Here is an 11,320-nt window from a genome sequence, read left to right on the forward strand (position 1 = left end):
CGCCAAAAATCACGACGAGCAGCTATGAACGATCGCTATATGCTTTCTGTGTTGGCTGCGGCTCTCTCAAACTCAGTAACTCTGCCATAATCCCCCTGTCAATAGGGTTTGAGACGCGCTAACCCTGGGTCTGTTGCCTTTGCTCCTAGTGGTCAGACCCTGATTAGCAGCAGTGAGGACCAAACCGTCAAGCTCTGGGATGTCGCGGATGGAAAGTGCTACAAAACTTTGCGGGGACACCCGAATCGAGTCCGAACTGTTGCCTTTAGTCCTCAAGGTAATATCTTGGCTAGTGGCAGTTACGATCGGCTTGTAAGGCTGTGGGATAGCAGTACTTGCCAATGCTGTAACATCTTACACGGACATACTGGCTGGGTAAAGTCAGTTGCCTTTGCTCCTGGAGGTAAAATTTTGGCTAGTGGCAGTGATGACAAAACTGTAAGGCTTTGGGATGTTAACAGTAGTCGAGTTTTGAATATTTTGGAACATAGTCATGGAGTATGGTCTGTTGCTTTCAGTCCTGAAGGGAATATCCTGGCTAGTGGCAGTGATGACCAAACTGTGAGACTCTGGGATATTAGCACAAGTGAATGTCTCAAAATTTTGTTGGGACACACAAGTTGGGTATTGTCCGTCGCTTTCAGTCCTCTTGGTAAGATCCTAGCCAGTAGCAGTAAAGATAAAACAGTCAAGCTCTGGGATGTTAGCACAGGTGAATGTCTCAAAATTTTGTTGGGACACACAAATTGGGTATTGTCCGTTGCTTTTAGTCCTGAAGGTAAATTCCTAGCTAGCGGTAGCGTAGATCAAACGGTAAGGTTGTGGGATGTTCAATCCGGTCAATGTATCAAAACTTTACATGGTCATACCCACTGGATCAGGTCAGTTGCCTTTAGTCCAGATAGTCGAACTTTAGTAAGTGGCAGTGAAGATGAAACTGTTAAATTATGGGATGTTTTGACGGGTGAATGCCTAAAAACTTTAAGAAACGAAAGACCTTATGAGGGAATGAACATTACTGGCGTTACAGGTTTAACCGAAGCAACTATTGCTTCTCTAAAAGTTCTGGGAGCAATTTAAAATTGACTTTCTCCCTAGTTTTACTTCGCTTCACTTTGTCCTTTGAGCGTTTAGTATGGGTGGCAGATTGGTATATTCGAGATGAAACTTATTCCAAGGCTTGCTGCGTCCCCAATGTTGCTCCCTGACCAAAAATTAACGACATTTCAAGGGTTATAGCCGTAGCCAGATTAATTAGGACGCTGCTTGTTTGAGAACGATTTCCATTGCATCACGTAAATTATCCGATGTGGATAAAAGCTTACGAACCCTGCTTTTCAAAGTTGCCCAACACTTTTCAATCCGATTGAGATCAGGTGAATAAGGCGGTAGGTAAACTAACTGACACCCTGCGTCTTCAATTAATTGAGCAATTCGACCGCCACGATGAAAGGTAGCATTATCGACAATTACCCATTCATCGGGTCGTAGCATCGGAATCAAGCAAGTTTCTAACCAAGTCTCAAACACGGTACGGTTACACGCCCCCTCAATCGTAAATGGCGCAATTATTTGCCCATCTCGATAGCCAGCAATCATATTGATGCGACCCTTGCGACCACCTGATTTGAGATCGTAAAAGCGTTCTCCAGCTCTTGAGTAACCGTAACCGTAATTATCGCGTTCATCCATACCAGACTCATCAACATATACTAGGTGAGGCGCTTTGGGGTTGTCGAGTTGCGTTAAGAATGCTGCCCGCTTGGCTTCATCTCGTTGAATATATCCGGATGTTTTTTTTTACGAGTATGTCCTATGTTTTTCAATGCCCTGGAAATTGTGCGTTGGCTAATCTGTCCGTCCCATAGCTGTGCCATTTCACTTTGGGTTTTATCCCCTTGCTCTTTGACAAAGGTGCGAAACTTCTCCCAATCCCTAATTTTGCTATTCTGCGGCGATGCTTTCCTCTGTTTGGGTTTGACATCTCCCGTTTCGGCTTTGCGCTGACACCACAAGTTAATTGTGTTGCGACTAATATTGAACAGAAGGCTTGCCTCACACTTCTTGAGACCGTCCAACTCTATCGCTTGCATTACCTTTTGCCGGAAATCATCACTATAGGGTTTAGCCATTTAAATGGGGTAGATGCTATGTAGGAACTCTTATAGTTTACGTCCTAATCTTGATGGCTATAGCTATAATATTAAACGGAGCAATCGGAGCAAAGCGTAGAGATAGAACTAAAGAAAAGGGATTGCGTTCGAGTGCTTTATGCCATTTTTCCAACAGTTTATTTTGAGCGAATTTTGCTGTTGCCCAATCTCGAAATAGGTATCGAGTCAGACAAAATGCTCCTACTGCTCCCAATGTTGCGGCTAATGTAGACCAAAGGCTTCCCCATCCCAAACCAAAAGCTACGCCTCCAGTTAATGTATGAATTGTTATCGGCAAACCTAAGACTGTGACCAATACGTAGGTGGAGATAAATAAGGGAACAGCCCAAATACCTAATCTTTGCAACCAGACTGAGAGAATCTCTTGATTGAGTAAATTACGTAAGGGAGTTGTGAAAAAGAGTAAGATTGCACCCAGCAGTAGTAATATCTGGAAATTTTTGCGGAGTAAGTGTTTTAATCCCACGGAGCTACACTCCGTCCTGACTGGTTGGTGAGCGCATCAATGTTTTACGTAATTCCACTGCATGGAAGATACTCAAAATATCACATTGCCAAGTTGGTAACAACAACGTCATGGCAATTTCTTCTAAACTATTGAGCCAACAAAGCGCGATTGCAAACCAAAGAATGTTCGCGTAACCAAAACCAAATAACCCGACTGTCGCCGTAAGTAGAGCTAATCCCCATGCTTTAGCAGTGTAGGTATGGAAACTAGGGAATTTCTGAAACTTGATTAAACTAATTGTGAATAATATTAGTTGGATAGTAATCGCGGATAATAAAGGTACTCGAAAATTGATGATTACTTGGGGATATACTAACCAAATACTGATCGCCACACACAAATACAAACAAATATCAGCCCAGCTATCTGCTTGACGAAGTAGGGCTGTGCTAACCTTTAAGCGACGGGCAATGATCCCATCAAAAATGTCTGAAAGTACGGCAATAACATAACCGATGATGAACCAAAAACTGGTTCTATGGTCTAAAGCATCGAGAACTAGTAAAGGAGCTAAAGCGAAGCGCATTCCCACTAAAGTAATCGGAAGATGTGATAGTTTTATCATCGTTCCCCACTTTCCTAGCGTTAATTAAACTAGTATAAACACTATAATGATATCGGCAAATTCGCTACAAATATTACAATATTCATAGCAGCACTTTCCACCTGGGTGAGTGTTTGGGGAATGCCAAAGGATATTGTGTCAATTACTTGTGTGGTCATCTCTTTTGTGCTAGTGAGTCACCAAACAGTAAGGGCATAAAAGCTCAGTCTTACCACTACCAACATCTTCAACACAGACTAATTGTCCATCTGGAGCTACACCAAATTTGAGCCACATTGTCACGCTTACTCATTAACAGAAAAATCAATCGGGCCTGATAGTAGAAAGTTCAAGCAAGCTTTAAATAATTTGCAGATATGCAAGATTTGGCTCAAACTAGTGCTAGTGTACTATAGGATTTCTAATTTAGGATTTAATTTGCTTGAAAATGGTGTGAAAAACGAGACTGTTTGTGGTGGAGCTACCCTTGGGACAACAATCTGTCGCTAGAACCAGGAAAATAGTTCACGTTGATATGGATGCCTTCTACGCATCGGTGGAGCAGAGGGACAACCCTAGCTACCGAGGCAAACCGTTAGTAGTCGGTGGCAGTCCCAATCAACGAGGCGTAGTTGCAGCAGCCAGTTATGAAGCCAGAAAATTCGGTATTTACTCTGCGATGCCGTCAGTAACAGCTTTTGCAAAATGCCCTGGGCTTATCTTTGTCAGACCAAGATTCGATATTTACCGAGAGATTTCCACTTCAATCCACGCCATATTCAAACGCTACAGTGATTTAGTGGAAGGGGTTGCACTAGATGAAGCATATTTGGACGTTACTGAGAATAAGCAAAGTATCCCCTACGCTTCTACTATCGCAAGACACATCAAAAGTGCGATTTTCCAAGAAACCCAGTTGACGGCAACCGCAGGCGTATCGATTAACAAGTTCCTAGCAAAAATGGCATCAGGCCAGAATAAGCCGAATGGACTAACGGTGATTTTACCGGAGGATGCGATCGCCTTTGTAGAACAGCTGCCGATTGAAAAGTTCCACGGCATTGGAGAGGTTACAGCAGCGAAAATGCACTCACTCGGCATTCACACTGGCGCAGATTTGAAAGAGCGATCGCTCCTGGAGCTAACACACCACTTTGGTAAAGCAGGTAATTATTACTATAAGATTGCCAGGGCAGAAGATGACCGCCCAGTTGAAGCAAATCGAGTTCGCAAGTCCATTGGTGCAGAAACCTCATTTGCTAGAGATTTAAGTGACCATAGTGAAATGTTACAAGAACTCGAACAGATTGCCCAAATTGTCGAGCAACGGTTGGAGCAGCATGAAACGGGAGGACGCACATTAACGTTAAAAGTCAAGTTCTCTGACTATCAGCAGTTAACCCGTAGTAAGACAATGCTTGCTCCCATTAGTGAACTCTCTACAATTTTTGAGATAGCCAAAACACTGTTTGAGTCGATTGAACTGGAGAATCGGAGCATCAGGTTGTTGGGGATTTCCTTGTCTAACCTGGATAACGCCAAACAGTCACAAGCGATTCAATTGCCCTTATTTCAAAATGCAGGTATTATTTTTTAGCGTAGGTGAGCATTTACCGCAGGCATCGCGCTGTTTAAATACTGACTCACCCACGACAAAAATCATCAACCCTCAACTCGCGCCACACGTCAGACGGTTGCCACCCGGAGTTACCTACAGAGCGTAGGGGGCGATAGTGTTCAGAAATGTATTCGGATTCGGAAACGTAGTCTTCAATGTACACAGGTGGATTGTGTTCAATCACTGGTTCAGGAATATTTTGGCTCTCAAGCATCTCAATGGGTTCAATTGGTGGTGGGGTTACTTCTGCTTTCTTGCGAACTGGGTTAGGGTTTTTTTTGATGAGTCGTTTCATATCTATAGGAATCATTCGGCTCTCCACAAAGAACGGGTATCCCAGAATACAAGAACTTATCAGCGAATCAGAGACATTTTGCCATAAAGTTGTATGGGCGTGGATTGCTTTTTAGGGACGGGAGCGGAGCGCGATGCCGAATAGCCATTCCTAGAAACGGATTTAACAATAGGTATGATGTTGTCTACTCGCATATTCAAAGAATATTTGCCGACCATTGGTCGGCAAATAGGTAGCAATTAATGTTGACAAAATAATCACAGTAGTAATTAGCAGCAAAGGCTAGAATAGATAGTTATGAACAGTCCATTGACTTGGCTTACTGCGGGCAAATTGCTATCGGTGATTTTCTTGGTGCTAGCCAACGGATTTTTTGTGGCGGCTGAATTTGCCTTGGTTGCGCTTCGCCGCAGTCGTGTCGAACAGTTGGTCATCCAAGGTCATCCCGGTGCAAAAGCTTTACAACGGGCAGTAAATAACTTGGATGCTTATCTAGCAGCGACCCAACTTGGTGTTACCATATCTTCTTTGGGTTTGGGTTGGCTTGGAGAACCAGCGATTGCAGTACTGGTCGAACCCGCTTTCCACTGGCTGCCAAAATCTTTATCGGAAACTAGCGCTCATACCTTATCAGTAGTAATTGCCTTTACAATCATTACGTCTCTCCACATCGTTTTGGGAGAATTGGCTCCGAAAAGTTTAGCGCTCCAGCGCACGGAAAGAACAGCCTTCGCGGTTATAAATCTCTTAGAACTATACTTAGTGATATTTCGCCCTGCTGTCCAAGTTTTGAATAGTTTAGGAAATTTCGTTCTAAAGCTTATAGGCTTGGAAGCAGGAAGTAGCGAAGAATTGCTTCATTCGACTGAAGAATTGAAACTTTTAGTGGCAGCTAGCCATGAAGCAGGTCTGTTGGGAGAAGCTGAACAAGACGTAGTAGAGCGAGTATTTAATATTGGTAACAGACAAGTCAGTGCATTTATGACACCACGTACAGAGATGGTTTGGCTTGATATTGATGAACCATTGTCAAAAATCCGCAGCCAAGTGATTGAAAGTATTCATTCATTCTTCCCAGTTGGTCAACAGAGCATTGATAACTTATTAGGTATTGTGCAAACCAAAGAATTTTTAGCCCAAAATCCAACCCAGGCTATTGAATTACAAGCTTTACTAAAGTCACTTTTATATGTGCCAGAAAGCATGAAGGCTTTGAACCTCTTAGAGTTATTTAAGAAATCTGGGACTCACCTAGCTTTAATCGTAGATGAATATGGAGTGACACAAGGCTTGGTGACAATCACTGATATTGTGGAAGCGATAGTAGGTGATATCCCAACCAGTGAAGAACTAGCAGATCCTGATGTGGTGCAACGTGAAGATGGGTCTTGGTTGTTAGATGGACTGTTGCCGATTGATGAGTTGAAAGAGATTTTAGATATCAGAAAGTTGTTACCAGGGGCAGAGGTGAACTATCAAACTTTAGGGGGATTTGTCGTCAACCAGTTAGGGCATATTCCCTTGGTGGCTGAACATTTTGAGTGGGCGGGACTACGCTTTGAAGTAGTTAGTATGGATGGAAACCGAATAGATAAAGTGTTGGTTGTGCCAATGCACGCTAAAAAAAACCAGTGAGGCATCAATATCTTTGTCTTTACCCCTGAAGTCTACAGTAAAAACAAAAATATCCATCATTGCTCAATGCAAATTAGTTTAACTTCGCTCCACGAATCAGAGTTTTTGTCAATCTCTTTTGCAAGGATTTATGGGAGATTAGCCAAGTCAATGTTTTGTGTTGTTGAGCGATAGTTTATAATATTCTCTAAAGATGATTAAGAAAAATGATTAAGCCTAAAAATGTGTATCGCGGACACTCAATGGAAAAAGTTGGTCACGGTAAAAGAGCGGTATTTAAAACAACTATCAACGAAAAAGAATGGTCTGCGATGACTGAAATAAACGTAAAAACAGCAATTGATACTTGGATTGATGAAGGAATAGAGCCTTAGTGTGCGAATCGTTGGCTAAAGGCTACTAGTGCAGATTCCACAGGAGATAGCTTTGTTCAATATCAACTTTTCTTTTTGTATCTGGTTAAAACAGCGTTATACAGTCATTGGAGTTTTATTGCAAGCTATATCTATTACAGCTTGCAATAACTCTGCTACATCACAACTAGCATCTGCCAATCGCCCAACGCTGGCAAATCTTTCGGACACCTCTAATCCATCTTCTCCACCCGCCTCTGGCACACAAAATCCTGACAAGAACCAGTCCCAAGAACAACTTGCAGTCCAACTGATTCATGATTATTACGATGCCATCGCACGGCTTGACTATAAACAAGCTTACTTGGCTTGGTATGGAGATGGTACTGCCAGTAAGCAATCATTTGAGGAATTTCAGCAGAGTTTTGCTAACATCGTATCCATTGTTGAAGAAGTCGGAAAACCGGGTTCTTTAGAAGGGGCAGCAGGCTCGCTATATATTGAAATTCCCCTTACTGTTACGAGTGTTACTAGCAATGGAACTCCACAGCGTTTCCGTGGTAGCTATAAGCTGCGACGAGTCAATAACGTTTCTGGCTCAACTCCAAACCAACGTAGATGGCATATCTACTCGGACAATATTTCTCTTGAGCAGTAATTCCCCTAGCGTGGCTGCTAAAGTCTGATTCATATTTAATATTTAATCTAACTTTTCCTATAAGGCAATCTGGTAGTGATTAACCACACCAGTATTTTAGGTCTTAAGGGTTTCCTCTAAGAAACTGAAAAGAGCGATCGCCCATCCAAGCAAGGAAAGATATCAGTAGAAGCGTAGCTTGCCACCGTAGGCATCGCCTCCTGGACTAACATTTCCTCTCTTCTCTACGAGAGGCTGCGCCAACGAGACGCTATTCGCAAACGCTTAGGGCAATAACTCTAGTAGCTGACTGAAAATCCTGCTCACTGGCTGGCAGTGGAAACTGTTCATCATCCGGTAGGTTTACTAAGCGCACTGCTAAAGCCTCAGCCGCATATCGAGAAATTGGCCCCACATTGTTTACACCCTGCTCAAGTGCTAAACCTCGTGAATCAGCCAACCAATTTAACTCCTGCTTAACTGCTAACCAATTAAATAGATGTTCAGCGAAGCGGCTGCGGTAGTAGTTACCTATACAAAGGAACAAGATTTTATTCATTGAGTTGACCAAATGATTTTCAGTAAGCCTACGGGCTTTGTACTGGTAAATAGGGTAATTTGCAAGATATCCAGGCTACTTTTCACTCTCATTAGACAAGATATCCAGGCTACTTTTCACTCTCATTAGATGGGTGCGATGCGGCGATCGCTTCTCTGCGAGACACTACGTGAACGCTTGATTGGGAGAAGCGAATGCTCTGGCAACTGTGGGGCGGCTTTTGCCGATTACTACGGTGATGATGGAAGTTGGCAGGTGTGAAGATGGAGCAACTATAGGGGTGCGAGGGGGCGATGCCAAAGGCGGCAAGCTACGCCTGTCTACTACATTTCCTCTAAGAACGCGATCGCTCCGAATCAAGTGAGGACAAAAGCGATCGCTACGGTAAATGCTTTCCCTACGCATCTAATAACTTACCAACAGATGTTGGGAAATCCTATTAGGGGAATCCTATTAATAGTTGTGTTCCTCAACATCATGAAAATCTTGAATTTCCTTAAACCCAAACCAGCCCAACCTACAATTGACAGCTACGGGCAAACGAGTAGCGGCGTTGAGCCAAAACAGATGCGATCGCTGATGGAATGGTTGTTTGCAAGTCTGCTGAATGCTGGGTACTTTGGCAAGTCACATTTAATTTGCTACAACAGCGATAAGCCAGACTTGGGACTTGCGCTCACCGAAGACGTGAACAGCGTCTTGGGTGACTTGAATATCTAGGTCTTTAGCTTCCAGTCCTGGCAGTTCTAGTCTGAGATGAATCGCATCATCAGTTTCGTGCAACTCAGCAGCCGGAACTTTGATAAAATCTCTGTCAAACCGTGCAGGTGCTACTCTAGTACCCAATAGGTTACTGTCTCAAGTATGAGATTACTAAAGTTAAATGAAAGTATAAGCTTGCCACTGGGGTAACCTTTTCCTTTAAGTCACAGTCACATAGAACTGATTCAATAGGATGAACGAGTTAACTCCTTGTGTTTTATCTACCCAGAATAGTGGTCTTGAAAACAACTTTCTTAACAATTATTTGCAACGTGTCCTATTTTGCATAAAAAAGGCTTTTTTACATGAAACAAGAAAAAGACATACCAACTTTATATCCACAATCAAAACCGTATCTTGTTAAATCGATGAAATGGCTCTTAACAATTGCTCTAATTTTGAGTAGCACCACTCATTATCCAGCACGAGTAATAGCCCAAACTCAACAACCAGCAACTACTAAACAGCCTGTACAGCCAGTCAAGATACCTGCTTCACCTCAACAACGCACCTCTCGACCAGCTTTTGTTTTGCCAAAAGTACCTGCTCGCTTAAGTCCTATATCTGGGCGTAGAGCAGGAATGGGTAGTCGGGACAATTGTCCTGCGGTAGCAACTGCACTTACTGCTTTAGTGCCATTTCAAGAGGAACAAAAGGTTAGCAAACAAAGGGATAAATCAGTTATCGGGATTGTAGAGGGGTTAACCACCTCTGAACGGCCTACATTTTGGTTTTACGTTCCTTACACTCAAGATTTGTCTACCTCCAACGCTGAGTTTAGCTTACAGGATAGTGAAGGCAAAGATGTTTACAGAAATGCGATCGCACTACCTCCAAAGCCCAGTGTCATTGGTATTTCTCTCCCTGAGAATGTTACATCCTTAAAAGTAGGTAAAACATATCGCTGGTATTTAAAAGTTCGCTGCAAGCAGCAAACAGCAAGTGTTCCTGTGTACGTAGAAGGAGACATTCAAAGAATGAATTTAAATTCTCGTGTTATTCAGCAATTGGAAGCAGCAACCGATCCCCGACAGAAGATTGCAATCTATGCCAAAGAAGGTATTTGGTTTGACGCTTTAACTATGCTGGCACAAATACGCCTTTCTAATCATAATGATACTTCTGTTGAAGAAGATTGGCAGAGTTTATTGCAATCCGTCAATTTGGGTAATATTTCTACGGCTCCTATAGTCAATTCAACCAACCGTCAATAATCCTAAATCTCTATAACCAATTACCAACTAAAACATAGGGTGCCCAGTACATCGGACGGTTATATTCAGGAGCTTCAAGTAGTTTTAATTGAGCAAAGCGTAAAGCTTCTACCGTAGTTTTACCAGTCACTAACTGGCGGTAAAATTCCTCAATAAATAAAACTGTAGAGTCATCGCCAATTTGCCATAGTGAGGCTAAAGTACTCCGCGCACCAGCACGCAGGGCAACTCCTGCTAATCCCAACGCAGCTCGGTTATCTCCTGCTGCTGTTTCGCAAGCACTCAAAACAAGTAATTCAACTGGCTCTGTTCGTTTTTGCTCTCTACTTTTAAGCAAACTATCTAATTCACTCACATTAATGCGTCCATCAGCTGCTAGGATAAAAGTGTCTTTTGCTTTAGAGCTAAATTGTCCGTGAGTTGCCAAGTGAACAACTCTAAAAGGTTGAGCGTTGATGGTTTTTCTTAAAGTAGTACTAGTAAAATTTTTATCCAATAATGTAGTTGTCGATACCCCTGATTCCTGAATAAATTTTAGTTCAACCTTAACGTAGGGAAGCGCTGCAAAATTTTCATTTTTGGGTGATTGCGATAATCCTCCAGCCAGGGCATTTAATTTTTTCTGTTTTAGAGGTTTGGGAGTAAATAGTTGCAGTCCTGGGCTAATAACTACAGAGTATTTTTGGACTAAATACTCTCTGCCATCATATAATGCAGACATCGGGATATTTCGCAACAACCCGTCTGGAATAAAGACTAGAGTATTAACTTTACTATTTTTAAGGTCTGTTTCAACTGGTTTAATTAACCAGTTATAAAGCTGTTGAGAAACTGCTTTAAATTGCAGATTAGCATCGGGTTGGACTATTGTCTTTCGTATTTCTGTAATAACTTGCTCTACTTGCTGACGGTTGACTTGAGAAGTTTTATGAATCAACGGTTGCTTGGGAAGTTTGATGATAATTTCTAAATAGTTATCTAAGATAATCGGGTAGAAAATAGCAGTATTCGGGTTATCGCG

12 protein-coding genes and 2 pseudogenes are annotated in these 11,320 nt (G+C 42.4%); 6 read left to right on the forward strand and 8 right to left on the reverse strand.

Annotated elements, in window-relative coordinates; all coding sequences use genetic code 11:
* Positions 1 to 129: 129 nt before the first annotated feature.
* Positions 130 to 1,080 (forward strand): annotated as a pseudogene (locus tag CDG79_RS36260) (WD40 repeat domain-containing protein); the annotation flags it as partial.
* A 174-nt stretch (positions 1,081 to 1,254) separates the two neighbouring features.
* Here the strand turns inward: CDG79_RS36260 and CDG79_RS36265 are convergent.
* The 3 genes from CDG79_RS36265 to CDG79_RS36275 all read right to left on the reverse strand — a co-directional run bounded on the left by CDG79_RS36265 (position 1,255) and on the right by CDG79_RS36275 (position 3,247).
* Positions 1,255 to 2,132 (reverse strand): IS630 family transposase gene (locus tag CDG79_RS36265; RefSeq protein ID WP_223278555.1). Its coding sequence is split into 2 segments (ribosomal slippage): positions 1,255 to 1,800 and positions 1,803 to 2,132, totalling 876 coding nucleotides; the frame shifts between segments, so codons are not numbered across the junction.
* A 37-nt stretch (positions 2,133 to 2,169) separates the two neighbouring features.
* Complete coding sequence (locus tag CDG79_RS36270; RefSeq protein WP_223278556.1) at positions 2,170 to 2,640, reverse strand: TVP38/TMEM64 family protein; 471 nt, start codon at positions 2,638 to 2,640, stop codon at positions 2,170 to 2,172.
* 4 nt (positions 2,641 to 2,644) lie between these two features.
* A complete protein-coding gene (locus CDG79_RS36275; protein WP_094346413.1) occupies positions 2,645 to 3,247 on the reverse strand; it encodes a CDP-alcohol phosphatidyltransferase family protein in 603 nt (200 codons plus the stop codon).
* A gap of 451 nt (positions 3,248 to 3,698) precedes the next feature.
* Here CDG79_RS36275 and dinB point away from each other — a divergent pair, with 451 nt between their 5' ends.
* Positions 3,699 to 4,823 (forward strand): DNA polymerase IV, encoded by a 1,125-nt coding sequence (dinB, locus tag CDG79_RS36280; RefSeq protein ID WP_223278557.1) that lies wholly within the window; start codon positions 3,699 to 3,701, stop codon positions 4,821 to 4,823.
* Positions 4,824 to 4,869: 46 nt separating this feature from the next.
* On the opposite strand, the gene CDG79_RS36285 is transcribed toward dinB, so the two are convergent.
* On the reverse strand, positions 4,870 to 5,154 hold the full coding sequence (locus tag CDG79_RS36285) for a hypothetical protein (protein WP_094346415.1): 285 nt from the start codon (positions 5,152 to 5,154) through the stop codon (positions 4,870 to 4,872).
* A 282-nt stretch (positions 5,155 to 5,436) separates the two neighbouring features.
* On the opposite strand from CDG79_RS36285, the gene CDG79_RS36290 reads away from it, so the two are divergent.
* From CDG79_RS36290 to CDG79_RS36295, 3 genes are all read left to right on the forward strand, one after another.
* On the forward strand, positions 5,437 to 6,774 hold the full coding sequence (locus tag CDG79_RS36290; protein ID WP_094346416.1) for a hemolysin family protein: 1,338 nt from the start codon (positions 5,437 to 5,439) through the stop codon (positions 6,772 to 6,774).
* A gap of 206 nt (positions 6,775 to 6,980) precedes the next feature.
* Positions 6,981 to 7,148, forward strand: coding sequence for a hypothetical protein (locus tag CDG79_RS43070; protein ID WP_167306234.1), 168 nt, complete (start codon positions 6,981 to 6,983; stop codon positions 7,146 to 7,148).
* Positions 7,149 to 7,200: 52 nt separating this feature from the next.
* Positions 7,201 to 7,785: a hypothetical protein gene (locus CDG79_RS36295; protein WP_223278558.1), complete on the forward strand. Its 585-nt coding sequence runs from the start codon at positions 7,201 to 7,203 to the stop codon at positions 7,783 to 7,785.
* 250 nt (positions 7,786 to 8,035) lie between these two features.
* Here CDG79_RS36295 and CDG79_RS36300 read toward each other — a convergent pair whose 3' ends face one another.
* From CDG79_RS36300 to CDG79_RS36310, 3 genes and pseudogenes are all read right to left on the reverse strand, one after another.
* Positions 8,036 to 8,323 (reverse strand): low molecular weight phosphatase family protein, encoded by a 288-nt coding sequence (locus tag CDG79_RS36300; RefSeq protein WP_223278559.1) that lies wholly within the window; start codon positions 8,321 to 8,323, stop codon positions 8,036 to 8,038.
* 165 nt (positions 8,324 to 8,488) lie between these two features.
* Positions 8,489 to 8,728: a hypothetical protein gene (locus CDG79_RS41725; RefSeq protein WP_143855687.1), complete on the reverse strand. Its 240-nt coding sequence runs from the start codon at positions 8,726 to 8,728 to the stop codon at positions 8,489 to 8,491.
* A 258-nt stretch (positions 8,729 to 8,986) separates the two neighbouring features.
* Positions 8,987 to 9,169, reverse strand: a pseudogene (locus CDG79_RS36310) (Hsp20/alpha crystallin family protein); the annotation flags it as partial.
* A 221-nt stretch (positions 9,170 to 9,390) separates the two neighbouring features.
* On the opposite strand from CDG79_RS36310, the gene CDG79_RS36315 reads away from it, so the two are divergent.
* A complete protein-coding gene (locus CDG79_RS36315) occupies positions 9,391 to 10,299 on the forward strand; it encodes a DUF928 domain-containing protein (protein WP_223278560.1) in 909 nt (302 codons plus the stop codon).
* A gap of 10 nt (positions 10,300 to 10,309) precedes the next feature.
* Here CDG79_RS36315 and CDG79_RS36320 read toward each other — a convergent pair.
* Positions 10,310 to 11,320 (reverse strand): CHAT domain-containing protein (locus CDG79_RS36320; RefSeq protein WP_143855688.1); only part of this gene is annotated, 1,011 nt, incomplete at its 5' end.

This window comes from Nostoc sp. 'Peltigera membranacea cyanobiont' 232, from assembly GCF_002245985.1.
Classification (GTDB): Bacteria; Cyanobacteriota; Cyanobacteriia; order Cyanobacteriales; family Nostocaceae; genus Nostoc.

Coding starts and splice junctions, on each gene's coding strand:
- CDG79_RS36275 (WP_094346413.1), bottom strand. CDS start 3,247: ATGATAAAACTATCACATCTTCCGATTACTTTAGTGGGAATGCGCTTC.
- CDG79_RS36285 (WP_094346415.1), bottom strand. CDS start 5,154: ATGATTCCTATAGATATGAAACGACTCATCAAAAAAAACCCTAACCCA.
- CDG79_RS36290 (WP_094346416.1), top strand. CDS start 5,437: ATGAACAGTCCATTGACTTGGCTTACTGCGGGCAAATTGCTATCGGTG.
- CDG79_RS43070 (WP_167306234.1), top strand. CDS start 6,981: ATGATTAAGCCTAAAAATGTGTATCGCGGACACTCAATGGAAAAAGTT.
- CDG79_RS36300 (WP_223278559.1), bottom strand. CDS start 8,323: ATGAATAAAATCTTGTTCCTTTGTATAGGTAACTACTACCGCAGCCGC.
- CDG79_RS41725 (WP_143855687.1), bottom strand. CDS start 8,728: ATGCGTAGGGAAAGCATTTACCGTAGCGATCGCTTTTGTCCTCACTTG.
- CDG79_RS36315 (WP_223278560.1), top strand. CDS start 9,391: ATGAAACAAGAAAAAGACATACCAACTTTATATCCACAATCAAAACCG.